This is a genomic window from Nocardiopsis sp. NPDC006832 (assembly GCF_040635885.1).
GTDB lineage: Bacteria > Actinomycetota > Actinomycetes > Streptosporangiales > Streptosporangiaceae > Nocardiopsis.
Genome location: NZ_JBEYLC010000062.1, coordinates 1 through 25500 on the forward strand (window position 1 = coordinate 1; position 25500 = coordinate 25500).

A 25500-nucleotide genomic window follows, 5' to 3' on the forward strand; every position below is an offset into this window, starting at 1 on the left:
GTGGCGCTCCCCCCCCCATTCACCCCGGTGGTTCGGGTACTGCCCTCTCCGGTTTTCGGGCCACCTGTGTTGGCCCCTGGTGGCCCGGTGGGGGGGGCCGTACACGGATTCGACTCCGTGTACGGCCCGCACCCCTGCGACCATCCACTTAGGGAGAGAGAACGCATGAGCGTGAACGAGGACGCCACTGCCCCGGGGCCCTTCGACGACGTGTTCGGCGCCAACGCCGCCTACGCCGAGAACTATTCGCTGGCCGGTCTGAAGCCGCTGGCCGCCCGTGGCCTGGCCCTGGTCACGTGCATGGACTCACGTATCGAACCACTGGAGATGTTGGGCCTGGAGCCCGGCGACGCCAAGATCCTGCGCAACGCGGGCGCCCGGGTCACCGATGACACCCTGCGCACCCTGGTCCTGGCCGTGTACCTGCTGGGGGTGGACCGCGTGCTGATCCTGCCGCACACCCGCTGCAAGATGGCCTCCGTGACCGGCGACCAGATGGTCCACGACCACATCATGGACGAGTACGGGGTGGACACCCGCAGTCTGGAGTTCCACACCGACAACGACCAGTTGGGCGCTCTCCGGCACGACCTGGAGCGGATCCGGCACCACCCGCTGCTGCCCGAAGGGCTGCCGGTGACGGGCGCGATCTACGACGTGGACACGGGCAGGGTCTCCCCCACCGGCCTTTGATGTGTCGGGGCCGCCGAGACCGGGGATCACTCCAGTGGGCGCGGGGACCTCGGCCGCCTCCCGGCACCGGGCCCACGCCCGCCCGTCCACCCCGGCGGGAATGCGGTCCCTTCCGCGGATCGTTGTGCCTTGTCCGGTGTGGCGTCGAGAGGAGCACCGTGGCAGAGAGCACCTACGACACCTTCAACCAGGCCCGCATCTTCCTGGATCTGGGCGATCCCATCTACGCCGCCCGCATCCTGGAGCCCGTGGTGGAGAACGAACCCGGCAGCCTCTCCCTCCTGGAGTTGCTGGGTCGCGCCTACTTCTACTCCGCACAGCTCAACAGAGCCGAGGCGACCTTTCGCAAGCTCATCGAGCTGGACCCCGTGGACAACTGGGCCCACATCGCGCTGGCCCGCACCCTGGAACGGCAGAACCGCCATGAGGAGGCGGCCACCTACAGGCGGATGTACGCGGTGATGTCCGGGGGGTCCCTGGACTGATCGGAGCACTCGCGGGGCCGGACCCACCCTCGTCCGGCCCTTCGTCGTGTCCGTCACCGGTCGGGGCTAGGCTGCGGACATGGCTCCCGAACGACCCGAACAGACCCCGGACGAGGACGTCCCCTGGGTCGATCGATGTTCCGACAGCGTCCGGTCCTGGGCGGACGAGGCGGTGCGCAAGGTGATCGCCGACGACACCCGTTCGGCCGACACCCACCTGCACGTGTTCCCGTTGCCCCCGGAGTGGGGCATCGACCTGTACCTGAAGGACGAGTCGGTGCACCCCACCGGCAGTCTGAAGCACCGGCTGGCACGTTCGCTGTTCCTGTACGGACTGGCCAACGGGTGGATCACCGAGGGCACCACGATCGTGGAGGCCAGCTCCGGGTCGACGGCGGTCTCGGAGGCCTACTTCGCGCAGCTGCTGGGCCTGGACTTCGTGACGGTGGTTCCGCGCAAGACCAGCCCGGAGAAGATCGCGCTCATCGAGCGCTACGGGGGCCGCTGCCACTTCGTGGACGATCCGCCGGCGATGTACAGCGAGGCGGAACGGCTGGCCGCCGAGAGCGGCGGCCACTACATGGACCAGTTCACCTACGCCGAGCGCGCCACGGACTGGCGGGGCAACAACAACATCGCCGTGTCGATCTTCGAACAGCTGGCGATGGAACGCCACCCCCACCCGGAGTGGATCGTGGTGGGCGCGGGCACCGGCGGCACCTCGGCGACCATCGGCCGCTACGTCCGCTACCGGCGGCTGCCCACCCGGCTGGCGGTGGTGGACCCGGAGAACTCGGCGTTCTTCCCCGGTTGGGTGACCGGGGCGCACGACTACGCCACCGGCATGCCGTCGCGGATCGAGGGCATCGGGCGGCCTCGCATGGAACCCAGCTTCGTCCCGTCGGTGATCGACCTGATGATGCCGGTGCCCGACGCCGCGAGCATCGCCGCGATGCGCCACCTCAACGACCTCACGGGACGTAGCGCGGGCGGCTCCACCGGCACCAACCTGTGGGGCGTGTGGCACCTGATCGCCAGGATGCGTCGAGAGGGTCGCAAGGGCAGCGTGGTCACGCTGATCTGTGACGGTGGCGAGCGCTACCTGCACAGTTACTACAACGACGAGTGGGTGTCGGAGAGGGGTCTGGACCCCACCCCGTACCGGGCGGCCATCGACCGGTTCCTCGCCGAGGGCGTGTGGGAGCCGCCCAAGACACCCTGAGCCGACGATCGAACGCCACGGGGCCCGCGCCGGAGGTCTTCCCTCACGGCGCGGGCCCCGTTGACGTTCACGGGCCTGTCAGGCGTCGATGCGCTCCAGGTCCAGTTCCTGGGCGCCCTCCTGGATGAACCGGCGGCGCGGAGCCACCTCGTTGCCCATCAGCAGGTTGAACACGGACGCGGCCTCCTCTGCCTGCTCCACCCGGATCCGGCGCAGGGTGCGGTGGTGCGGGTCCATGGTGGTCTCGGCGAGCTGGTCGGCGTCCATCTCACCCAGACCCTTGTACCGCTGCACCGGCTCCTTCCAGGAGATCTTGCGCTTCTCCAGGTCCAGCATGGTGCGTTGGAGCTCGGCGTCGGAGTAGGTGTAGATGTAGCGGTCCTCGGGCTTGGCCCCGCGCTTGCGCCGCACGTTGGTCAGCTCGATGCGGTGCAGCGGCGGCACGGCCGCGAACACCCGACCGGCCTCCAGCATGGGGCGCATGTACCGATAGATCAGGGTGAGCAGCAGGCAGCGGATGTGGGCGCCGTCGACGTCGGCGTCGGCCATCAGGATGATCCGGCCGTAACGCGCGGCGTCGATGTCGAAGGTCCGCCCCGAACCGGCCCCGATGACCTGGAGGATCGCGGCGCACTCGGCGTTCTTGAGCATGTCCGCGACCGAGGACTTCTGGACGTTGAGGATCTTGCCTCGGATGGGCAGCAGCGCCTGGAACTCCGAGTCCCGGGCCAGCTTGGCGGTGCCCAGCGCCGAGTCACCCTCGACGATGAACAGCTCGCTGTGCTCCAGTCCTTCACTGCGGCAGTCCACCAGTTTGGCGGGCAGGGCCGAACTCTCCAGCGCGTTCTTGCGGCGCTGGGTCTCACGCTGCTGGCGGGCGGCCAGGCGGGCCTTGGCCGCACCGACCACCTTCTCCATGACCAGGCGGGCCTTGGCCTTCTCCGTCTTCTTGGTGGAGGTGAGGAAGTCTCGCACGCCCTGACCGACCACCTGGGAGACGATCCGGGAGGCCGCGGAGGTGCCCAGGATCTCCTTGGTCTGCCCCTCGAACTGGGGTTCGGGCAGCCGTACGGTGACGACCGCGGTGAGCCCCTCCTGGGTGTCGTCCTTGGTGACCGGGTCGTCGCTGTTCCTCAGCAGCTTGGTGGCGCGCAACTGGTCGTTGATCACCCGGACCAGGGCGCGCTCGAAGCCGTTGATGTGGGTGCCGCCCTTGGGCGTGGAGATCACGTTGACGAAGGAGCGGACGTTGGTGTCGTAGCCGGTCCCCCAGCGCAGGGCCACGTCCACGTCCAGCCGGCGTTGGACGTCGGCGGGCACCATGTGGCCGGACTCGTCCAGCACCGGGACGGTCTCGTTGAAGTTGCCGGTGCCCTGGATGCGCAGGACGTCGCTGACGGCGTCGTCGGGTGCCAGGAAGGTACAGAACTCGCTGATCCCGCCGTCGAAGCGGAACTCCTCGGTGTAGACGGGGTCGCCCTCGGTCCGCTCGTCGCGCACGGCGATGGTCAGCCCCGGCACGAGGAAGGCGGTCTGGCGGGCCCGGTCCAGCAGGTTCTGCCGAACGATCTCGGCTTCCTTGAGGAAGATCTGGGAGTCCGGCCAAAAACGGGTGCGGGTGCCGGTGATCTTCTTGGCGACCTTGCGGACCTGCTCCAGACCGGAGACCGGGGTGAACTCGGCGTCGGGGCCGTCACCGGCGAACCGTCCGGCGATGCCGCGGTGGAAGCTTATGGCGTGGGTGTGGCCCTGCCGGTCGACCTCGACGTCCACCCGGGCGGACAGGGCGTTGACGACTGAGGCGCCGACGCCGTGCAGACCACCGGAGGCGGTGTAGGAGCCGGATCCGAACTTGCCGCCCGCGTGGAGCTTGGTCATGATCAGCTCGACACCGGGCATCCCCGACCGGGGCTCGATGTCCACCGGGATACCGCGACCGTCGTCGCTGACGGAGACGGAACCGTCCGCGTGCAGCGTCACGTCGATGCGTCCGCAGTAGCCGCCCAGCGCCTCGTCGACGGAGTTGTCGATGATCTCCCACATGCAGTGGGTGAGGCCACGGCTGTCGGTGGACCCGATGTACATGCCCGGCCGTTTGCGAACCGCTTCGAGGCCCTCGAGGACCGACAGGTGCCGGGCGGAGTAATCCTCGGGGTCGTGGACGGCTGCGGTCAAGGCGGTCACTCGGACATCTCCTGCGTCTTGTGGGCCATCGGGGGCGCTGATGCGGCGTGTGCCCTTTGTACCGCGCCGCACCGACGGTTGAAGGGGCCAGGTTACGACGGGCCGAAGGCTGTGTCGTGACGCGGGCCGTATGGGTGGGGTCGTGTCTTCCCCGGTCGTGTCTTCCCCGAGAAAGGGGCGCCTCCCCGACGTCGCCGCCGGGAGCGCTGCGACCGGCTCCACCGACGGAGTCGGGAATCGGTCGGGCCTGCCCCGCGCGAGACTACCACCTCTGACGGTTGCGACCTGGATACGCCCGATTTCCGGGGATAGCCAGGGCCTACCGATGGGTACAACGAGGAGGAGACAAGACGTCGGAACAGAAAGGCCCCACTCTGCATCTTCCAGACACGAACCGGGCGGATTCCGCTGTCGGCGTACACGGGATCAGGTTGGGAACGTCTGGGTCGGGTTAGATGTTGTCAGAGGTGACTAACGCCGAGTATTGAGGATGGCGAAGTGACTGGAACCCTTGCCCCCACTCAGCCGCTGACGGCTGCCGACCGTTGCGACCGCTGTGGTGCACAGGCCTACGTCCGGGTACTGCTGAATTCCGGCGGTGAGCTTCTGTTCTGTGCGCACCACATGCGCAAACACGACGACTCGATCCGCAAGATCGCCTCGGACATCCAGGACGAGACGAGCAAGCTCACCGAGAGCGAGAACAGCGGCGGGGATGAGCGTTAGCCACAACGAGCACGATTGCGATGACGGCGGCTCCCGAGGGGGCCGCCGTCGTCGTTCCCGGGTCGATCGTGCGTCGGGGCGCGTGCGGCCTCATCTCGTGAGCACCCGGTTGTGGTACCGGCAGACCTCGACGAACCCGGCGCCCCGGTACAGGCTCAGCGCCGGCCCGTTGCCGGCCACCACGCACAGGTAGGCGTTCCGGGCGCCCTCGTCGTGTGCCCGGGTGAGCAGGTCCCACAGGATCGTCCGGGCCACTCCCCGCCCTCGGGCCTCCGGCGCGGTGACCATCGCGCAGATCGCCACCGAATCCCCGTTCAGCACCGCGCAGCCACGGCCGTCCCCACTCTCGTGGACGCCGTACGCCGCGGTCACCCCTCCCAGGATGCGCGCCACCCCTTCGGCCCACGACGGGTCGTCACCCGCGAACGGTTCGACCCATTCCTTCGTGGGGCGGTCCGTGATCCGTGTGCGTCCGGGACCGTCGGGGCGTTCGTCCAGGTCACGGGCCAGGACCAGACTGGGTTCCACGGTCTCGTAACCGTGTTCGGCCAGTCGCCCGTCCACACTCTCCTGCCCCGGCCACACCTGCGCGCAGGGGGTCAGGCCTCGTTCCCGGTAGAACGCGGTGACCTCCGCGACGTCCGCGTCGAGGTCCTCCACCAGTGCGGAGTTGGCCCGCTTGGTGACGCCGTCGGCCACCCCGAACCGCCACCCTCCACGGCTCTGGACCTGGAACGGGGGCCAATCCCTGGACACTCTCGCCGCCCAAGCGTGCATGTTCGTTTCCTCACCCGTCGCCGAGTACCGGATCCTATCCACCGGCCTCGGGGCACGATCTAGCATGGGTGCGGGTTCCCCAGGCCCCCAGGCGTCCACGATCCAGAAGATAGAGAACCATCCATGCTCATCCTGCTCCCGCCCTCCGAGGGCAAGGCCACTTCCGGTGACGGTCCACGCCTGGACGTCGACGCGCTCACCCTGCCCGGGCTGGCCGCGGATCGGGAACGGGTCATGGCGGCGCTCCACGAACTGTGCTCCGGCCCCGAGGACACGGCCCGCGAGGTCCTGGGGCTGTCCGTCTCACAGACCGAAGCGCTCAAGCGCAACCTGGACCTGGCCACCGCGCCCACCCTGCGCGCCGCGGACCTGTACACGGGGGTGCTCTACGACCGTCTGGGACTACCCGGGTTGCTCACCGAACACGACGCCCGCGTACGCGAACGGATCCTGGTGTTCTCCGGGCTGTGGGGGGTGGTGGGCCCGGCCGACCACCTGCCGCCCTACCGTCTGTCCATGGGTGTGAGGTTGCCGCCCTTGGGTGGTCTGGGCGCCTACTGGCGCAAGGCGCTCACCGACCCGCTGGGCGAACTCGCCGAGGGACGTCTGCTCGTGGACTGCCGTTCGGCGTCCTACGCCGCGGCGTTCAAGCCGGCCGGTGAAACCGCCGAACGAACCGTGGCCGTGCGGGTCCTGCGCGAACGCGAGGTGGACGGTCGGGTGAAGCGTTCCGTGGTCAGCCACATGGCCAAGGCCACCCGCGGGGACGTCGCCCGGATCCTGATCACCGAGAACGTCCAGGCCCGCACCCCCGAGGAGTTGGTGACGGCGCTACGCGACCTCGGCCACACCATCGAGCTCCAGCAGGCCGCCAAGCCGGGCACCGCACGCACGATGGACGTGGTGGTCCGGGATTAGCGGTACGTGCTCCACTCGACCGAAGCGTGCACGAAATCGGACCAGGTGGATTTTATGCCACACCTACAGTGCGTGGGGCAGCATGGAACCCATCGGATGGAGATCGGACTCCGTGCGGGGGATTGAACAGCCCGGCGCTACGCGAGGGACACGCGGGGGTCGCCACACGCCCGTGAGCGGGCCGGGCATGAGAAAACGAAAGGCGCGCCTTCCCGAGGGAGGGCGCGCCTTCGCTGTCTCAGTCCACGGCTGTGGTCCGTTCCTGGGCCGACCGACTAGTCCAGGTAATCGCGGAGCACCTGCGAACGCGACGGGTGACGGAGCTTCGACATCGTCTTGCTCTCGATCTGCCGGATGCGCTCACGGGTGACCCCGTAGACCTTGCCGATCTCGTCTAAAGTCTTGGGCTGGCCGTCGGTGAGCCCGAAGCGCATGGAGACCACACCGGCCTCGCGCTCGGACAGGGTGTCCAGCACCGAGTGCAGCTGCTCCTGGAGCAGGGTGAAGCTGACCGCCTCGCCCGGCTGGATCGCCTCGGAGTCCTCGATGAGGTCACCGAACTCGCTGTCGCCGTCCTCGCCCAGCGGGGTGTGCAGGGAGATCGGCTCGCGACCGTACTTCTGCACCTCGACGACCTTCTCCGGGGTCATGTCGAGTTCCTTGGCCAGCTCCTCCGGGGTGGGCTCGCGGCCCAGGTCCTGGAGCATCTGACGCTGCACGCGGGCCAGCTTGTTGATGACCTCGACCATGTGCACCGGGATACGGATGGTGCGGGCCTGGTCGGCCATCGCGCGGGTGATCGCCTGACGGATCCACCAGGTGGCGTACGTGGAGAACTTGAAGCCCTTGGTGTAGTCGAACTTCTCCACCGCGCGGATCAGACCGAGGTTGCCCTCCTGGATCAGGTCCAGGAACAGCATGCCGCGACCCGTGTAGCGCTTGGCCAGGGAGACCACCAGACGCAGGTTCGCCTCAAGCAGGTGCTTCTTGGCGCGGCCTCCGTCCTCGGAGATCCACTCCAGCTCGTCGCGAAGCTCGAAGGTGAGGACGTCGTCCTCCTCGGAGAGCTTCTCCTCGGCGAACAGGCCGGCCTCGATGCGCTTGGCGAGCTCGACCTCCTGCTCGGCGTTGAGCAGCGGCACCTTACCGATCTGCTTCAGGTAGTCCTTGACCGGGTCCGCGGTGGCACCGGCCGCGACCACCTGGGCGGCGGGGGCGTCGTCGTCATCGTCGTACAGGACGAAGGAATCGTCGTCCTTGCCGGACTTGACCGGGGCACCGACCGTCTCCGGCTTGGTCGGCTTGACGGAATCGGTGTCCGGGGTGTCCTCGACCAGCTCCAGCTCGGCGCCGGTGTGCTCAAGGTCGTCGTCCAGGCCCTCATCGGCCGTGTCACCGGCGTCGGGCGCCAGCTCCAGGTCCTTCTTGGTGGACTTCTTGGTCGCCGCCTTCTTGGCCGGGGCCTTGGCCGCCGCGGTCTTCTTGGTGGCCGCCTTCTTGGGGGTGGCCGCCTTCTTCGCGGTGGCCTTCTTGGCCGCGGGCTTCTTCTCGGCGGTCTCCTCGGAGTCGACGACGGCGGTGACCGTCTCCGGCTGCTCCTGGGCGGCCGCCGCGGCGCGCGCGGGCTTGCTGGTCGAGCGGGTGGTGGTGCTGGACCGAGACGTGGTGGTCTTACGCCGCGTGGTCTTGCGCCGGGAGGAGGCCGACTCCGGAACCAGTACGGTCACACCCTCCTTCGCGAGGCTGCGGAGCACCGACTGCGCCTGCGACATCGGGATTTCGGCCTCTTCGAAGGCACGGCGCACGTCCTCGGGCTCAAGAAAGCCCTGGGACCGCCCACGCTCGATCAGCTGCTGAATGACGGGCTCTTGCAGTGACTCGGACTGCTTCGAGCGAGTCGAACTGGCAGATGACACAAACACCTCTCGAACGGACGTGTGGCGAGATTCGTCGGACCCGGTGGTCCGGATGGCCGGGACCGGGTACTGCACCCTCTCCCACCTGCGGCCAGGGATCTTCCCCACTGGGCGGGAAGCCGGGGTCACCCCCGCTTCATGGGGCGCGGCGGCTTCTTCACTGTAAGCAAGGCAATGGACTTGTTAGTACGGTCTACCGCTCTGACACCGAATCGATCACCGGAAGCTGAACGGCGAGCAGAGTGACATCATCGTCCTGCTCATACCCTTCGAGCATGCTCTCAACAAGGTACTCCAGCATCTGCTGTGGATCGCCCACCACATCGGGCCGGGCATCAGCCGCCTTCTGGACCAGCTCGTCGAGTCCCGCGTCGACCGATCGTTTGCGGTTCTCAACCAGTCCATCGGAGTAGAGGGCGACGGTGTTACCGGGTTGGACGAAGAATTTGTGGTGACCTCTCGTGGAGCTGACCCCGAGCGGTGTGTCCGGCTCGGTCTCCAACAGCGAGGGCCCGGCGTTACCGGCGACGACCAGCGGGGGAAGATGGCCCGCGTTGCTGAGGTCGAGTTGTCCGGTCACCGGGTCCAAGACGAAGTAGACCAGGGTCGTTACCTGATCCATTCCCTCCGTGGCCGAGAACATGCGGTCGAGTCCGGTCAGGACGTCGGCCGGCTCCGGCATGGAGAACGCCAGAGCGCGCAACGCGTTGCGGATCCGACTCATTCCCGCGGCGGCCGGGATGCCCTTGCCCATGACGTCGCCGAGGACCCCGGCGACGCGGCCGTCCGGCAGGGGGAAGGCGTCGTACCAGTCGCCGCCCACCTGCACGTGTTGGGAGCCCGACCGGTAATAGGCGGCCAGGCGCACACCGCGGACCTCGGGCAGTTCCTCCGGGAGCAGGCTGCGCTGGAGCTCCTCGGCGGTGCCGTGTTCGCGTTCGTAGACGATGGCCCGGCCGATGGCCAGGGCGCACTGTCCGGCGAGCGCCTCCAGGAAGACGCGTTCCTCGTCGGTGACCTCGCGCGGGGACGTGAAGGAGAAACGCAGGGCGCCGATGGGGCGGCCCGCCGCCATCATCGGTAGCGCCACCCAGGCGCGCTCGTCGGTGCGTTCCAGGATTTCCTCGACCTCGGGCGCGTCGTCGAGGAGTTCGCGTAGTTCGGCGGGGCCGGCGGCCAGTCGGGGCACGCGACCGGCCACGGCCAGCGCCGCGATGTCGGGGTAGTCCAGCGAGAACCCGTTGCGCGGCAACCCCTGGCAGTCGTCGGCGGAGAGCATGCGCAGGCGCAGTCGGTCCCGGTCGAACAGGGCCAGGGAGGTGTGGTCGGCGCCCACTCCGGAGCGGCCGATCTCGGACATGGCCTGGACGACCTCCTCGGCGGTGAGGGCCTCTGCCAGGTCGGAGGTGGCCTTCTGCAGCCGGGCGGTGCGCATGGCCGCCTCGCTGAGCTGCTGGTTGAGCCGTTGGCGCAGCTCGTCGGCCTCGCGTTCGGTGGTGATGTCCACCAGGGTGCCGACCCACTCGGCGGTCTCGGCGCCGTCCATGACCGGGTTGGCCCGGGCACGGTAGTGGTCGTAGCCGCCCGAGCGGGTGCGGACGCGGAACATGGCGTCGAAGGGGGTCACGTCCAGGACCGCGTCGTCCCAGGCGCGTTCAACGCGGGGACGGTCGTCGGGATGGACGGCGTCCAGCCAACCGTGGCCCAGGTAGGACTCAAGGTCCTGTCCGGTGAGGGTGCGCCACTGGGGGCAGTCCTCGTGTACCTCGCCGCCGGGGCCGGCCGCCCAGATGATCTGATTGCCGGCCTGCAACAGGGCGCGCAGGCGCCGCTCGCCTCGGTGCGCGGTGTCCTCGTGGTCGCGGGCGCCGATGAGCGCGATGTGTTCGTCACCGCCGACCGGATCGTTGACCGGGAACCAGGTCAGGTCCCAGGTCTGGCCCTCGCTGGTGCGGTGGTGGCCGCGCACGGCCCGGCCGGTCTCTCGCACCGATGCCACGGACTCGGCCTGGGCGGCGGCGCCGGAGGCGTCACCACCATCCTTCAGGACCTGGCCCGGTGTACGCCCCAGGCAGCGCTCGGGGGTGCTGCCGAAGACGGCGGCCATGCGGGGGTTGATCGAACCGAAGACGTCATCGGGTCCGAGCAGGGCGAACCCGATGGGAGCTTCGGTGAGCAGGGTCTGCACAGCGTCCGGTAGTTCCGCCACATTGATTCGGGGAGGGGGAATGGACGTCTCGGCGCTCAACTGCTCGACACCTCCGGAGCCGTTGGAATCCCCATCGGGGCTGTTCTCGGACCACGTGGTCCCTTGCGCACCGTGCCCGCCGTCCGTGTTCGATGACGCTTATGGCGCGGGGCGCGCGACGCCGATTCCGTTCGGGGGGCTCCGCGGCTCCCAGGAGGCACGCTCAATGACTCCTCTCGGCCGCTGTCACGGCTCAAGCATAAGACACGGCTCTGCGCACGCAACGTCCGTGGCTTCGGGGGCACGGTTGCGCACGGAAGGTAAATAGTAGGCCACCGGACGCCGTGCACACAGTCGACCGGGGGTCTCACTGGCGTGTTCTCCCATAATTCCAGACGCCGACCGACTTACGGAGAACTCTCTGGAACAGGACCGTTATATGTCCGAAACGTCCATTTCATGGTGATGGCCCGCGGGGGTGACGCGTCTCGGGTAAACGGTACCTCCCCGAGGTTTTATCAACAGCGTGCCGCGCGAGAGGTTGACAGTCGCTTCAGAACAAGTGGAATAGGTGGAGGTCACCGTCCAGACCATCTTCAGCTAGGGGTGTGAGCAAGAATGCTCCAGACCTTCCCGGTCCAGGATCTCAGTCGGATCTCGGCAAGGCTTCATGACGAGTTCAGCGCGCTGTCCCACCGATGCGTGGAACGTTGCGTCAGCGACACCTGGAAATGTGCCGAACACCTGGGCCTCCCGGTCACACCGCACCTCGTCGAGAGGGTCGCCCGCGAGCACTTGGAGGCGATGGTGAAGTCCGTGCCGCCCTCGCGACATACCCCACGACGTCCGGGAACCACACTGTTCACCGGTCGCCGCGCGATCCCCGAACCACGCTGACCCGACGAGGGCACCTCCTGCCGCCGACTGGCATACGCTCGGAGCGTGCCCTCCGCTACGCCCCCACCCACAGGACCCGACGTTCCCGTCGCAGCGTTCGAGGAAATGCTGCGCGCGGCCAGAGCGCTGCTCGCCATGCGCCACCCGCTGGACGCCGAGCTGTCCTTCAGTGAGCTGCTGGGCTCCTGGTGGGGACAACGGGTCCCCGGGGTGGACGTGGAACGGCTGCTCGGCGAGGGCCTCATCACCCACGCCACGGCCTCAGGGAAACCCGCCGGGCTGGGGGTACTCGCCGCGATCACCGCGCTGGGCACCTCGGCCTCCCAACGCGACCTCGCCGAACAGGGCATGATCGCGCTGCGCGAGCGGGGTCTGCACGCACCGGCCTGGGCCTCCCAATTGGGCGAGGTCACCCCCGTGGCCGCCTACGTCAACGGCGACCGCTTCGGTGACACCGACGACGTGGTGTGCGTGTACGCCCGTGACTCCGGCGAACCCGAGCACGCCCTCATCCTCGTGCTGGACCACAACAGCGGCGGCCTGCTGCGCGACGCGTGGGTGACCACCAAGGTGGACCGGCTCCTGGCGCAGTGCCGTGAACGCGCGCGCACCGATGACTTCGCCCGGTTCGAGGAGTCGCCCCTGCCCCAGGCTCGGGCGCTCCTGCTCCGCGCGCTGGAGCGCACCGAGAGCGTGGTGACCGGGGAGGTCGACAACCCCGTCGGGGTCTCACGGTCCGACCTCACCGGTGGTTCGCTGGCCGCCCACTTCGCCCTGGCCGCGTCCCGCATCAAGCGGCTGCCCGAGGGCAGGACGCACCAGCCGATGTGGCGGCGCGACCGCCGCGCGGTCCTGGCGGCCCGCTTCCTCGCCTCGGACCAGGCCGCCGAGCTGTCCGACTCCTACGCCGCCAGCCGGTGCGCGGACCACATCATCACCTACGGCTGCGACGTCGACTCCGGGCGCCCGCTGCGGGTCAGCCCGCGCAAGGTCGAGTCGTTCCTGCTGCACTGGCTGCCCGGTCGGGTGGTACTGCTGCCCGAGGAACAGGAGGCGATGCCGCACGTGCTCGCCGCGTGGGTGCGCTGGGCCGGGGCGCAGAACGACCTGCCCGACGTCGCGGTCGGTGCCGCCCTGGACACCGTGTGGGAGACCACCGCGGAGTTCGCCCGCACCTACCGCGACCCCGCCCGCCCCCTCGGGCTACGACAGGGGGCGGTGCGCCGGTTGCTGCCCGACGGCGACTTCAGGTCCCTGGCCCGCCGGATGTTCGCGTTCCCCCTGTTGGCCAGTGAGCTGATCACCGACGCCCCCGACGAGTTCGACCCGTCGACCTCCCGTGGCCGTCGCGCCCTGCTGCGCCTGGACCACTTCGCCGAGTACGAGGAGGCCCCGCACAGCGGCCGCCACCACTCCACCGGTCAGGACCGCTGGTACCGACCCGTGCAGGGCACCGATCCCGAGCGCGAGAAGGAGCTGGACCGCCACGAGCGCCTGGCCAAGCGCCTGTGGGACGGCCGTCCCGCCAACCTGTGGGCGGCGGCCCGGCGGATGCTGGATCGCGGCCTGGACCGCCCCACCGTGCTCACCCATCTGACCGAGGCGCTGTTCGGCGCCACCGGCGAGAACGACCTGCGCCGCCGCCTCGACGCCCTGTGACCGAGGCGCGGCGCGCGTCGATCAGGCGAGCATGCGGACCTTGAGGTTCTCGATCGTTCCCCCCGACAGCTTGAGTCCCCGCTCGACGTAGCCGTCGAAGGACCCGTATTCCTGGTCCACGATGCCGAACGCGCTGTCCAGGTAGTCGGGCTTGACCCGGGTCATCGGCTCGATGTCCTCCCACGGCAGACCGCTCTCCTGGGACAGCAGTCGCATCCAGTGGTCGGTGGCGGCCTGACGATCGTTGCTGGCGACGTAGTCCGTCGTCACGACCTCCCGCTCCACGCCCAGGAGGGTGAGCAGCAGCGCCGCGCCCCAACCGGTGCGGTCCTTGCCCGCGCTGCAGTGGAAGACCAGCGCGGTCGGCCCCTTGGCGGCGCGTTCGACCAGGTCGCGGTAGCCGTCCAGGGCCTCGGTGTCGGTGACCAGCCCGCGGTAGACGTCGTACATGTAGCGCTCGGCCGCACCGTCGCCGAACGCGACGCGGGCCTGCTCGGGATCGGCGAACAGGTCGATGAAGTTGGCGCCGGCCGAGTCGGTCTTCTGCACGCCGATCGCCGCGTACTCGGCGCCGTCCGGGATCAGGTCGGGGAGCCGGTCGCGTTCGTGGGAGCTGCGCAGGTCGATGAGCTGGCGGATACCGAAGCCGTCGTAGGCGGTCCGCTCCTGCTCGGTGAGGGTGTGCAGCGCGTCCGAGCGGTAGAGCAACCCGGAACGCACGGTGCGGCCTTCCTTCGTGCGGTGGCCGCCGAGGTCACGGAAGTTGGGGGCACTGGGGAGGAGGAAACCGTCGTTCGTCACGTTCGAGACGATACCCACCTCCCCGACGCCCTCGCGGCACGGGGTGCGACGGCCGGATGGGTTCCGGTCGCTCGCGGAGGATTCAGGGGCGCAGGGCCTCGATCTCGGCCCCGGCCTCCTTGACGTCCTTGGCGGTGTCCACACCGCGCCAGAACCCTTCGATGCGGTAGGCCGTGAGCCTGCCGGCCTCCGCCAGTTCGGGGAAGGTCGAGGACTCGTGGTCGCCCTTGGCCGGCAGCAGTGGGGTGATGCCGGGCTCGAACAGGTAGACGCCCGCGTTGATCCAGACCGGCAGCAGCGGGCTCTGGGTGAACCCCTCGATACGGTCCTCGTCGTCGACGTCGACGATGCCCCAGGTGGTGCGGAACCGCGACAGCGCCAGTGTGGCGAGACCGCCCTTGTCCCGGTGCCGGCGGGTCAGTTCGTCCAGCGGGAACCAGGTGAGGACATCGCCGTTGAGGGCGAAGTAGGGAGCCTCCGGATCGCGCAACCCGCCGGCGGCGTAACGCAGGGCGCCACCGCGACCGAGCGGCTCGTCCTCCACCAGGAGGGTGATCTCGGGGCCCTCGGTGCGTGCCTCCAGGTGCTCGCGCAGGACATCGGCCTTGTAGCCGCAGGACACCACGACCTGCTCGACGCCGTGCGAGGACAACCATTCGAGTTGGTAGTCGATGATGGGCCGTCCGGCCACCTCCACCATCGCCTTGGGGCGGGTGTCGGTGTAGGGCCGCAACCGGGTGGCCTGTCCGCCGGCGAGGATCAGTGCCTGCGTGACGGGGGTTTGGCTGGATGCAGATGAGGCGGTCATCGGATTGTCGGGTGTGGACACCCCGTCCTTCAGGGCGAGGAAGAAACACCCTGCTCCTTTTCCATTTCAGATACGTGCTCGTGGCCACGCTGGTTGACTATCGGTTATGGCGAGCAAGACCGTGAAGCGGGCCTTTCGGTACCGTTTCTACCCCACCCAGGTGCAGGCAGCGCAGCTGTCGCGCACGTTCGGGTGTGTGCGCCTGGTCTACAACAAAGCGTTGGCCGCCCGTTCCCAGGCCTGGGAGCAGCACCGGGAGCGGGTGGGCTACTCCGCGACCTCGGCCCTGCTCACCGGTTGGAAAAAGACCACCGAACTGGGTTTTCTCACCGAGGTCTCCTCCGTCCCGCTCCAACAGACCCTGCGGCACCTGCAAGGGGCGTTCTCAAACTTCTTCGCCGGACGCGCCCGCTACCCGCGATTCAAATCGAAGAAGAGGTCACGGGCCTCGGCGGAGTACACCCCGAGCGCGTTCCGCTACCGGGATGGGCAGCTCACCCTGGCCAAGATGGACCAGCCGTTGGACATCGTGTGGTCGCGTCCCCTCCCGGATGGTGCTTCGCCGTCCACGGTGACCATCTCGCGGGACGCGGCGGGGCGCTGGTTCGTATCGTTGTTGTGCGAGGACACCATTGAGGCCGCCCCGGCGTCTGAGGGCGTGGTCGGTGTCGATGCGGGGATCACGTCCCTGGTGACGTTGTCCACCGGGGAGAAGATCACCAACCCCCGGCACGAACAGCGGGATCGGGCCCGCCTGGCCAAGGCGCAACGGTCCCTGTCCCGCAAGGCCAAGGGCAGTGCGAACCGGGCCAAGGCCCGTAAGAAGGTGGCGCGGGTGCACACCCGCATCACCGACCGCAGGAAGGACTTCCTGCACCAGCTGACCACTCGACTCGTCCGCGAAAACCAAGTGGTCGTGATCGAGGACCTGACCGTGCGCAACCTGGTCAAGAACCGCACCCTGGCCCGGGCCATCTCGGACGCGGCCTGGAGCGAGTTCCGCACGATGTTGGAGTACAAAACCCACTGGTATGGGCGGGATTTGGTCGTGGTGGACCGGTTCTTCCCCTCGACCAGGCTGTGCTCGATCCCCGGGTGTGGGCAGGTGCGTGCCCGGTTGCCGTTGAACGTGCGCACCTGGACGTGTGAGCACTGTGGCGTCACACATGACCGCGATGTGAACGCGGCGATCAACCTCAAGGCCGCCGGGCAGGCGGCATCCGCCTGTGGAGCCGATGTGAGACCTCGACGGGAATCCTCCCGGACGAGGCGACCGGCGTCGAAACAGGAAGGCCACGGGGCGACCCGTGACGAGGCGAAAGCCTCGAACCACCGGTAGGTGGTTCCGAAATCCTCGTCCTTTAAGACGAGGAGGAAGTCAAGTACTGGACAGTAGCAGCCGCCGTTCCGACCGTTCCTCAGCTCTGTTGGGTGGCGTCGGAGTAGGCGCGGCGCACGTCGTCGCTGGTGATCACGGTCAGCTCGGTGGCGGTGGCCGACTCCCCCAGTTCCCGGGATACCCGCAGGTCACGGTGGGAACAGGCGCCCTCGTAGAGGGAACGGGCGAAACGGCCGTTGCCCAGTTCGTCGATCCACCCGGCCTCGCACACATGCGTGAAGATGCTGTGCAGATCCTCCCGGGCGACGTCGTCGAAGACGTCGCCGGTGCCCGCCGCCACGGTGTCGGCGATCTCGGAGAGCTCGTCGGCCGAGTAGGAGGGGAACCGCACCCGCACGTTGAACCGGGAGGCCAAGCCGGCGTTGGAGACCAGGAAACGGTCCATCTCGGTGGTGTAGCCCGCCAGCACCACCACGAGCCGGTCGCGGTCGTCCTCGGCGCGCTTGAGCAGGGTCTGGATGGCCTCGGCACCGAACGCGTCGCCGCCGCTGTAGCCGGGGTTGACCAGCGAATAGGCCTCGTCGACGAACAACACGCCACCCAGGGCCCTGTCGATGAGCCGGTTGGTCTTGACCGCCGTGGCTCCCAGGTGCTCACCCACCAGGTCGGCGCGTTGGGCCTCCACGACCTCGGCGCGGCCGAGCATCCCGAGCGCGGCGAAGACCCGGCCCAGGACGCGCGCGACGGTCGTCTTGCCCGTACCGGGAGGGCCGGTGAAGACCAGGTGACGCAGTGGCGGCTGGTGCGGCAGGCCCTGTTCCTCTCGCAGCCGGGCCACACGGAGCTGGGCGACCAGGGAACGCACCTGTTCCTTGACCGGCTCCAGACCGATCATGTCGTCGAGTTCGGCCATGGCCTCCTCCAACCCGGGCGCCTCACCGAAGCCGGGCAGACGGGAGGTGAGTTCGGTGTAGGCGGCCTCGACGTCGACCGAGCGCACGGTGACCAGGTCGTCGGCGCTGGGCCGGGGCACCGGTTCGTCGCCGCCCACCCCGGCGGTGACCACCCGCACGTCCCGTGCCTGGCAGCTCTTCTCCACCATGGAGCGGGCGAAGCGGCCGTTGCCGAGTTCGTCCACGGCCTGTCGTTGGACGGTCTGGTCGTAGCGGCGACGCAGGGTACGGGCGGCCTCGGTGTCCAGGGAGTCCCCGCGGGCGGTGACGAGGCGCTCGGAGATGCGGAACAACTCGTCGGCGCTGTAGCCGGGGAAGGTGATGCGCGTGGCGAAACGCGAGGCCAGACCCGGATTGGAGGCCAAGAACGCGTCCATTTCCTTGTCATAGCCGGCGAGCACGATCACCAGACCGTCCCGGTCGTCCTCCGCGCGTTTGAGGAGCGTCTGGACCGCCTCGTTGCCGAACCGGTCGGACTGACCGTCGCCTTCGTTGACCAGCGAATAGGCCTCGTCGATGAAGAGAACGCCGCCCATGGCGCCGTCGATGAGCTCGTTGGTCTTGATCGCGGTCGCGCCGAGGTACTCACCGACCAGGTCGGCGCGGTGGGCCTCCACCACACGAGAGGTGGGCAACAACCCGAAGGAGTGGAAGATGGTGGCGAGGGTGCGGGCGACGCTGGTCTTGCCGGTTCCGGGTGGCCCTGAGAAGACCAGGTGGCGCAGAGGCCGTTCGACGTTCAGCCCGGCGTCGGCGCGCAGGCGGGCGGCCTCGATGGAGGCGGCCAGGCCCCGCACCTGCTGTTTGACGGGGTCCAGGCCGATCATGTCCTCCAGTTCGGCCAGCGCCTGGTCGACCGGAACGGGTTCGTCGTCCTCCCCGGTGTCGCCCTTGGCGGCGCGTCGTCCGGAGGTGTCGGCCGCACGGCCGCGCAGTGACGGGGCCTGAGCGTTCGTTCCACCGGATCCGGTGGCCTTCCTCGCCCGGGTTCCGTCCTCGGCGCGTTTGCGGTCGTTCTCGCGGCTCTCCTTGATGACCTGGTTGGAGGCGAGCAGTCGCCACAGTAGACAGGCGCCCGCCGCGACGTAGAGCGCGGCGATCCCGGCCTCACCGGGGAAGGGTTCGACGACCATGCCGAACAGGGCCACGGAGAAACCGATGATGAGTCCCGCGGTCAGCGACAGCAGGCAGGTGTGCCAGACGGGGAACTCGCGGGCGCGGCCCGCGACCAGGGTCACCAGCAGGGGCAGTGGGAGGACGAAGAGGACCACGGGTCTGGCCGGCAAGGGGATCTGGAACAGGGGCACGGCTATGGCCAGCCACACCACTCCGACCAGCACGGTGAGGAACGCGTCGAGGGACCTCATCAACGCGCTGAAGGCGATGAGGGCCAAGACCGTACCGACCAGGACCGGGAACACCGGTACGCCCAGCACGAAGGCGACGACCACCGCCACCGTGACCAGGACCAGTGCCGCCACGAGACGGCGGCCCGGTGGTACACGGTGGTAGGCCGCGCGTAGGCGGTCCAACCCCGAGGGTGGCGCCGCCCGCGTCGCGGCGGGGCTCGTCTCGCGCGTCATCCGTGCCCCTTCCTGCGTGGGGGTCGCCTGGACGGCCCGGGGGTGGGCCGGAGGGTGTGGGCAAAGAACAGCCTTGCCCCATCGGGGGTCGGATGTCCAGTGCGGGACCGCGTGTCGTGGGCCGGTCGGTGGAGGTTCAGAACAGGGGCAGGGCGCCGTCCGAGACCGGTCGGATCACCCGCAGGTGACGCCAGCGGGGCAGGGCGTCCAGGTAGGACCAGCTCATCCGGTGCTGGGGGGTGGGTCCGGCTTCGGCGAGGGTGGCGCGGTGGACGGGTGAGGGGTAACCGGCGGCCTTCTCGAACCCGTAACCGGGGTGGTCCGCGGCCAGTTCGGCCATGAGCGCGTCCCGGTGGACCTTGGCGAGGATGGCGGCGGCGGCCACGCTGACGCAGGTCAGGTCGCCCTTGACCTGGGTTCGCACCCGCCAGGGTCGACCGATGAAGTCGTGCCTGCCGTCGAGGAGGACGGCGTCGGGTCGGGGGTCGAGGGCGTCCAGGGCCCGACGGCCCGCCCTGTGCAGGGCCGCGGTCATCCCGACCTGGTCGATCTCGGCGGGTGAGGACCAACCGAAGGCGTGGTCGGCGACCCAGGGTTCGATCTCGGCGGCCAGTTCCCGGCGGCGTTTGGGGGTGAGTCGCTTGGAGTCGGTGAGTCCGGCGGGCGGCTCGCCCTCTCCGGGGACGGCCGCGCACACCAGGAGCGGCCCGGCCCAGGCCCCACGTCCCACCTCGTCCATTCCGGCCACCACACGGGCACCCGCGGCGTGAAGCTCGTTCTCCACGTCCAGGGTGGGGGCGGGCGGGGGGCTGGGCTTTCGGGAAGTCGTCGGCACGCGTTCCACCTTAGGGCGTCCCACCTCCCGGTCCGTTTTCCGCGCCTCCGGGAGGAGCCGAAACCCCGCCGTCGTGGGTCGTCGGGGTTTTCCGGCGGGTTTTGCGCGACCCACCGGCCATGACAGTCGGTCATTAGTGGTCACCTTGGGTAGTTTCCGCTTGTCGCCACCGCCGGTCGCCCGGAAGGAATGGACATGCAACAGGGCAGGCCCCGATCCTCTCCCCCGCCTTGGGCCCGCGGACGCCTCTACGACGTCGCCGCCGCGGTGACCCGCGTGGGCGTGGGCTGGTTGTTCACCGAGTTCGGACTGTCGCTGCGCGGCCGGGAACACCTGGTCGCCGAACGCCTCTCCGATTCCGGACTCACCCCGCTCACCTTTTTCGCCCCACTCGTGCCCGCCCTGCTCGTGGCGTTCTCGGTCTCCTTCGCAGTGGGTCTGCTCACATGGTTGACCGGCCCCGCGCTCGCCCTCGCGGCCGTCGTCGGCACCCTCGGCGCGGGCACGGAGCACCTGTCCCCGTTCGACTCCTGGGGTGCGACCGCGCTGGTCACGGCGGTGTGCGTGCTCATGGCGATGTCCGGGGGACGATGGTCCTGGGACCATCTGGTCCTGGGTGCCGGAAGGTCCGCGCCTCGACCAGGCGCGGGAGGTACGACATCGACGGCGCGTGGGAAAGCTCCCGCGATTTCTCACCGACGCCCCGAACACGCCCCTCCACTGCTCTATCCTGTGGAGCAGGCCGCACTACGTCGGCCGTATCGAATGTGACGCGGCCCGTTCACGCCCCAGTGCCGTTACGCCCGCCGCGTCGCCATGACCAGGATTCGGTGGGGGGAACGCCATGTCCGCCTCAGCCTCCGGTCCGAACCCCGACGGGTCCGTGGCCAAGCTGATCGAGATCGCGGAGCAACAGACGCTGGGGCAACGCCTGATCGGTTGGGCCTCCCGACCGCCCGGTCGTCTCTACATCCCGGCCTGCGCCTTGGTCGGGCTCGTCCTGCTCTTCGAGGACAGCGTGCCCGCCGGGCACCTGCCCACGTTCATCATCGGCCTCGTCGGTGGCCTGCTGCTGGCCGGCATGGGCGCGCTGCGACTCGGTATCGCGCTCGCCGTCGCCCGTCCGATGATCCGCCGTTACCGGCTGCGTTGGGTGAGCGCCCCACTGATCGCGTTCGTGGCCATCGGCCTGGCCGTGGCCGACGTCCCCTTGCAGACCCGGGTGAGCGCCTCGACCGACCAGCTCCTGGAACTACGCGAGGACACCGGGGTGGCCACCGCGGTCTCCCGCAACGGCGAGTGGACCGGCATGTACCCACTGCGCAGCGTGTCCCAGGACGACGACGTCACCCACTACGCCATCGAGGGCGCCGGGCTCTTCCAGCCCGCCGGTCTGGCCCACAGCACCGAGGAGCTCCCCGTCGGGGTGTTCGTCCCCGGTCAGGGATCCCGGATCTACGAGCGTGTGTCCGATGACTGGTACGTGTGGGTCGACCACTGACCACGATCATCGCGGTGACGGCCCCGGGGACCACCCCGGGGCCGTTCTCTTACCCTCCTCTTTGCCGGTTCCTGTCCGCGTCCAACCGGACTCTCACCCGGGACCTGTAGGGATGGTGGTGCCCCCTGGGGAACCCCCTTCGGTTCTCCCTCGCCGCACTCACCCGAGGAGATGTCCATGCGCGAGTTCGTCCTCACCCTGCACCTACGGCTCCACGACTCCATCACCGCGTTGCGGCGCGCCCACGCCATCGGGGACGACGACCTGGCGACGTCACAGGCCGGTGAGATCGAAGACCTGGTGGAGATCGCAGCCCGACACGGAATCGACATCGCCGGCTACGCGGCCCTGTCCCCCGCGTCCTGAGCCGGAACGTCCTCGGGCCACACTCGAACGGCGAAGGGCCCCGCGGACGTGGCACTCGACCACGACCGCGGGGCCCTCACCTCTTCGGCGGGGACCGATCAGCGGCGACGCCCCTGCTTGCCGTACCCCTCACCGCGCTCGAACTGCTGACGCATCGCGGTGTCCTGCTGTTGCTGGTACTCCTCCGACATCTGCTGCTGGCGGGCGGCCGCCGCGGCCACCGCGCCCTGAGCCGAGTCCAACGCGTCCTGGGCACCGCCCGAGACCGCCGGCCGCCGACCCTGACCGCCGCCCATCACCTGCGGCAACAGCTGGGCGGTGAGCAGCGTCGACAACGTCGAGGAATCCCCCGAGCCGGCCTCGGTCTGCACCACGACCGGACGTGGGGCCCGCTCGGCCAGGACCGCGCCCACGTCCAGGCGACGACGGGCCAGCTCGTACTCCAGCACCGCCCGGTTGTCCCGGTAGGCGGTGGCCAGACGCTCCTGCGCCTTGGCCTCGTTCTCGGCCGCCACCAGGTCCGCGCGACCACGCGTCTCGATCTCGTACCGCACCCGCTGGGCCTCGGTCTCCTGCTCCTCCAGCATCTGCGCCACGTCCTTGCGCGCCTTGTTGAGGGAGGCGTTGACCTCGACGATCTTGGCGTCACGGGTCTTCTTGGACCGCTCGATGTCCATGAGCAGGGTGTCGATCCGACGCTTACGCGTGAGCTCCCACTCCTGCTCGTAGGCGACCAGTTCCTTGGCGACCCGCTCCCGGGTGGCCAGGTGCTGCTGGTACTGGCTGGGCAGCTGCACGTCCGGGATGTTGCAACCGGTGATGACCACGCCGTACTTGCGCAGCTGCTCGTTGAGCAGGCGACGCATGTCCTCCACGTTGGAACCGCGCAGGTCATAGGCGGACTCGGTGTTGACCAGCCGGCTGCGCTGACGGATGGCGTCCTGCACCGCGCTGGACAACACCAGGTCGAAGTTGCTCGCGCCGATGGTGGTGACGAACGCGTACGGCTCGTCGATGCGGAACTTCAGGAAGAACTCGATCGACTTCAGCGGCACGTTCTCCCTGGTGGGGCAGGCCAGGACCGGAGCCGTGTAGGGAATCTCGGTCCGGGTGTCCACCACGAAGTCCACGCGCGCCCACGGGTGCCACAGGTAGTGGCGGCCGGGGCCGATGTTCTTCGCGAAGGCGCCGTACTTGGTGAGGATGCCGGTGGTGCCCTCCTCGATCTCGACGATCGATCCACGCCACCACCACAGGATCGCGGCCGCGATGCTGAGCACACCGACCAGGAGGGTGGGTACGGCCAGCGCGCCGTAGATGCCGCCGCCGATACCACCCGCCACCGCGTGGATGGTCATGACCAGCGCCGACAGCAGCGCGAACAGACCGAACCACACCAGGACCATCCAGCGCAGACCACGGTTGTCGCGGGGGATGACGACCGGGACGATCGCGCCCTGGTCGCCACCGCGCAGCAGGCCGGCGAGGTCGCTCCATGAGGCGAGGGACTCCTTGATGTTGGAGCCGCCACCGGGGTTGAAGGACTCACTCATCTACTGACCTCCCGGGTTCTGACCGCCCTGCGACCACGGGGGCAACGGCGGGTCCTGCGGGTGCCGCGTCTGCTGGGGCGGCGGGGACTGGTGGTAGGGCGTACCGGAGGGCGGCGGAGCGTCGACCGGAGCCTGGGGCTCCGCGGTCTCGGGCGCAGCCTCCTCGGTGTTCGTCTCGGACAGACGATCACCGATCGCGTCCTCGCTCACCGACTGACGGATCTCCTCGACAAGGTCCTCACCCGGGTCCTCGGCGCCGTGTCCCCGACGCTCACCGGACTCGTCCTCGACGATCTCGTCGATCTCCTGCTGACGCTGGGCGATACGCCCGCGGATGTCACCCAGACGCCCCCGGATCTCCGCCATGTCCTCGGCGGAGAACAGGGCCGTGTCGGCCTGACCGATGATCTCCTGGGCGATGCGCAGGTAGTCGACGCTCGCGGCGTCCCCGGAACCGATGCGCAGGACCTGGGGCAGGCTGTCGGCGACCGACTCCAGCTTGTCCAGCAGGTTCTCCCGGAAACGGTAGTTGAGGATCTCCGGAGCCTCGGCAGCCGACACCGCGCGGATGTCCAGGGCCTGGGCCTGCAGGAGGGCGGCGTTGGCGTTGGCCTCGGATTCGGCCTCCACGAAACGCTGGTGGGCCAGGGAACGGGCCCGGTTGGTCTCGCGCTCCAAGGCGGTGTCCATCTGCGCCTGGTACTGGGCGATGTCGGCCTGGATCGCCGACAGCGTCTCGTTGAGGGTGGCGAGCTCCTTGTTCAGGTCACCCTCGTTCTGCTCCTTGCGCAGCTGCAGCTCGTACTCGAAGGTGTAGGCGTCCTTGGCCACCCGCACCATCTCCGGCGCCGCCAGGTCCATCCGGTACTCCTGGTTGGAGGGCTCGGCGTGGGTGATGTTGGCGCTGGTGAGAACGACGATGCCGCTGAACTGACGGTTCAGGGAGTCGAGGAGCCCCTGGGTGCTCTCGCCGACCATGTCGTAGATCGCCGAGGCCTCCTGCTCGTAGATGAGGCTTCGAGTGGTCTCGGAGATCGCGTTGTTGAGCTTCTCCTGGAAACCCGGGACCCCACCCAGGGTGTAGACGAAGTCGACCGCGTTCTCGATCTTGAACTGCACGAACAGGTCGATGGAGGCCTGGACGCCGCTCTTGGTGGGCGCGGAGCGGATGGGCGCGTTGAACGGGTACTCACGCCTGGTGTTGACGATGTAGGAGACGCGCTTCCACGGGTTGAACAGGGTGACGCGACCCGGCTGGAAGAGGTTCTCCATCTTCCCGAAGCGGGTGACGATGGCCTGGCAGCCCTCGGGCACCATCACCATGCCCTGACGCCACCACATGAACGCGCTGATCGCGATGGTGACCAGCCAGTAGTGGAGGCCGAAGAACGGGTGCAGGAGCGGGTTGGCGTCGGTCATCACCGCGCCGGGCACCACGAACACGACCGTGCCGACCACACCGAGGATCACCAGGATGATGGCGGGCAGCATCGTGACGAAGGTGCGTCCGCGAGGGATCACCATGGGGCAGATGACGTGGACGGGACCGCTGCGGCCCCGCTCGTAGTAGCTGCGGTTGAGGGCCTCGCCCGCCGTGTTCAGCGAGGTGGTCTTCTGCTCGATGCGGGTGTCGACGGAAGCGCCCTGTTCGCGCGCGGCCACGAAGTCACGGGGGTCGAGCCCGTCCTCCGAGCCCTGCCCGGAACCCCGGTCGCCCTGACCTGACCCCTGGCCCATCGCTTGTTGGGCCGCGTCGGAGACGGCCTGACGCGGATCCGCCCCTTGGGCCACCGCACCGGCCGCACCGCGCACTGTCTGCGCGAACGACATAGGCAAGTACTCCATTCTGGAACTTGAGGGAACTAACGCCTTCGACGCGGCGTACGCCGCCTTGGTTCCAGTTGGGAGCGGGTTTCGCGCACAGGGAAGGGATAGTGGACAGAACACAAGGGTGCCACGACCCACAACCGAAACACAGTGCCCGTGGCCAGAGCGTGATGAGCCCTCCACCTGGTCATTACGGGCGTGCCGCCGAACGGCCACCTCCGGGCGAGGGCTAACGTCGGGGAGTAACGGACCACCCTACGAAAGAGGAC

The 25500-nt window shown here is 68.8% G+C and carries 21 protein-coding genes; 11 read left to right on the forward strand and 10 right to left on the reverse strand.

What is annotated here, in order from left to right; all coding sequences use genetic code 11:
* Window positions 1-165 precede the first annotated feature (165 nt).
* The 3 genes from ABZ717_RS23395 (at window position 166) to ABZ717_RS23405 (ending at window position 2400) form a co-directional block, all read left to right on the forward strand.
* Window positions 166-693 (forward strand): carbonic anhydrase, encoded by a 528-nt coding sequence (locus ABZ717_RS23395; protein WP_358514007.1) that lies wholly within the window; start codon window positions 166-168, stop codon window positions 691-693.
* Window positions 694-851: 158 nt separating this feature from the next.
* Window positions 852-1178, forward strand: coding sequence for a tetratricopeptide repeat protein (locus ABZ717_RS23400; RefSeq protein ID WP_067603374.1), 327 nt, complete (start codon window positions 852-854; stop codon window positions 1176-1178).
* 79 nt (window positions 1179-1257) lie between these two features.
* Window positions 1258-2400: a PLP-dependent cysteine synthase family protein gene (locus tag ABZ717_RS23405; protein ID WP_358514010.1), complete on the forward strand. Its 1143-nt coding sequence runs from the start codon at window positions 1258-1260 to the stop codon at window positions 2398-2400.
* Window positions 2401-2478: 78 nt separating this feature from the next.
* On the opposite strand, the gene ABZ717_RS23410 is transcribed toward ABZ717_RS23405, so the two are convergent.
* A complete protein-coding gene (locus ABZ717_RS23410; RefSeq protein ID WP_358514012.1) occupies window positions 2479-4584 on the reverse strand; it encodes a DNA topoisomerase IV subunit B in 2106 nt (701 codons plus the stop codon).
* A gap of 498 nt (window positions 4585-5082) precedes the next feature.
* Here ABZ717_RS23410 and ABZ717_RS23415 point away from each other — a divergent pair, with 498 nt between their 5' ends.
* Window positions 5083-5310, forward strand: coding sequence for a hypothetical protein (locus tag ABZ717_RS23415; RefSeq protein WP_067603379.1), 228 nt, complete (start codon window positions 5083-5085; stop codon window positions 5308-5310).
* Between the two features lie 90 nt (window positions 5311-5400).
* Here ABZ717_RS23415 and ABZ717_RS23420 read toward each other — a convergent pair whose 3' ends face one another.
* The gene (locus ABZ717_RS23420) at window positions 5401-6087 is read right to left on the reverse strand and encodes a GNAT family N-acetyltransferase (protein ID WP_358514014.1); all 687 of its coding nucleotides are present in this window, start codon (window positions 6085-6087) and stop codon (window positions 5401-5403) included.
* A gap of 123 nt (window positions 6088-6210) precedes the next feature.
* On the opposite strand from ABZ717_RS23420, the gene yaaA reads away from it, so the two are divergent.
* Window positions 6211-7005: a peroxide stress protein YaaA gene (yaaA, locus tag ABZ717_RS23425; protein WP_358514016.1), complete on the forward strand. Its 795-nt coding sequence runs from the start codon at window positions 6211-6213 to the stop codon at window positions 7003-7005.
* Window positions 7006-7280: 275 nt separating this feature from the next.
* Here the strand turns inward: yaaA and ABZ717_RS23430 are convergent, their stop codons facing one another.
* The gene (locus ABZ717_RS23430; RefSeq protein WP_358514018.1) at window positions 7281-8921 is read right to left on the reverse strand and encodes an RNA polymerase sigma factor; all 1641 of its coding nucleotides are present in this window, start codon (window positions 8919-8921) and stop codon (window positions 7281-7283) included.
* A 193-nt stretch (window positions 8922-9114) separates the two neighbouring features.
* Window positions 9115-11169 (reverse strand): SpoIIE family protein phosphatase, encoded by a 2055-nt coding sequence (locus ABZ717_RS23435; protein ID WP_358514020.1) that lies wholly within the window; start codon window positions 11167-11169, stop codon window positions 9115-9117.
* 558 nt (window positions 11170-11727) lie between these two features.
* On the opposite strand from ABZ717_RS23435, the gene ABZ717_RS23440 reads away from it, so the two are divergent.
* Together ABZ717_RS23440 and ABZ717_RS23445 are read left to right on the forward strand one after the other, a co-directional pair.
* Entirely contained in the window at window positions 11728-12006 is a 279-nt protein-coding gene (locus ABZ717_RS23440; protein WP_358514022.1) for a hypothetical protein, read from the forward strand.
* Between the two features lie 105 nt (window positions 12007-12111).
* Window positions 12112-13665, forward strand: coding sequence for a hypothetical protein (locus ABZ717_RS23445; protein WP_358514053.1), 1554 nt, complete (start codon window positions 12112-12114; stop codon window positions 13663-13665).
* Between the two features lie 21 nt (window positions 13666-13686).
* On the opposite strand, the gene ABZ717_RS23450 is transcribed toward ABZ717_RS23445, so the two are convergent.
* Entirely contained in the window at window positions 13687-14484 is a 798-nt protein-coding gene (locus ABZ717_RS23450) for a tyrosine-protein phosphatase (protein WP_358514024.1), read from the reverse strand.
* A gap of 64 nt (window positions 14485-14548) precedes the next feature.
* Window positions 14549-15274, reverse strand: a complete 726-nt coding sequence (locus ABZ717_RS23455; protein WP_358514055.1) for a nucleotidyltransferase family protein — start codon at window positions 15272-15274, stop codon at window positions 14549-14551.
* Between the two features lie 106 nt (window positions 15275-15380).
* Here ABZ717_RS23455 and ABZ717_RS23460 point away from each other — a divergent pair, with 106 nt between their 5' ends.
* Window positions 15381-16613: an RNA-guided endonuclease TnpB family protein gene (locus ABZ717_RS23460; RefSeq protein ID WP_358514026.1), complete on the forward strand. Its 1233-nt coding sequence runs from the start codon at window positions 15381-15383 to the stop codon at window positions 16611-16613.
* Window positions 16614-16692: 79 nt separating this feature from the next.
* Here the strand turns inward: ABZ717_RS23460 and ABZ717_RS23465 are convergent, their stop codons facing one another.
* Both ABZ717_RS23465 and ABZ717_RS23470 read right to left on the reverse strand, forming a co-directional pair.
* Window positions 16693-19149 (reverse strand): AAA family ATPase, encoded by a 2457-nt coding sequence (locus tag ABZ717_RS23465; RefSeq protein WP_358514028.1) that lies wholly within the window; start codon window positions 19147-19149, stop codon window positions 16693-16695.
* Between the two features lie 136 nt (window positions 19150-19285).
* Complete coding sequence (locus tag ABZ717_RS23470) at window positions 19286-19984, reverse strand: ribonuclease HII (protein WP_358514030.1); 699 nt, start codon at window positions 19982-19984, stop codon at window positions 19286-19288.
* Window positions 19985-20179: 195 nt separating this feature from the next.
* Here ABZ717_RS23470 and ABZ717_RS23475 point away from each other — a divergent pair, with 195 nt between their 5' ends.
* From ABZ717_RS23475 to ABZ717_RS23485, 3 genes are all read left to right on the forward strand, one after another.
* A complete protein-coding gene (locus ABZ717_RS23475; RefSeq protein WP_358514032.1) occupies window positions 20180-20755 on the forward strand; it encodes a DoxX family protein in 576 nt (191 codons plus the stop codon).
* Between the two features lie 73 nt (window positions 20756-20828).
* Window positions 20829-21485, forward strand: coding sequence for a hypothetical protein (locus ABZ717_RS23480; RefSeq protein WP_358514034.1), 657 nt, complete (start codon window positions 20829-20831; stop codon window positions 21483-21485).
* A 177-nt stretch (window positions 21486-21662) separates the two neighbouring features.
* A complete protein-coding gene (locus ABZ717_RS23485; protein ID WP_067603490.1) occupies window positions 21663-21851 on the forward strand; it encodes a hypothetical protein in 189 nt (62 codons plus the stop codon).
* Window positions 21852-21949: 98 nt separating this feature from the next.
* On the opposite strand, the gene ABZ717_RS23490 is transcribed toward ABZ717_RS23485, so the two are convergent.
* Entirely contained in the window at window positions 21950-23404 is a 1455-nt protein-coding gene (locus ABZ717_RS23490) for an SPFH domain-containing protein (RefSeq protein ID WP_358514036.1), read from the reverse strand.
* A complete protein-coding gene (locus tag ABZ717_RS23495; protein WP_358514057.1) occupies window positions 23405-25234 on the reverse strand; it encodes an SPFH domain-containing protein in 1830 nt (609 codons plus the stop codon).
* Between the last annotated feature and the right edge of the window lie 266 nt (window positions 25235-25500).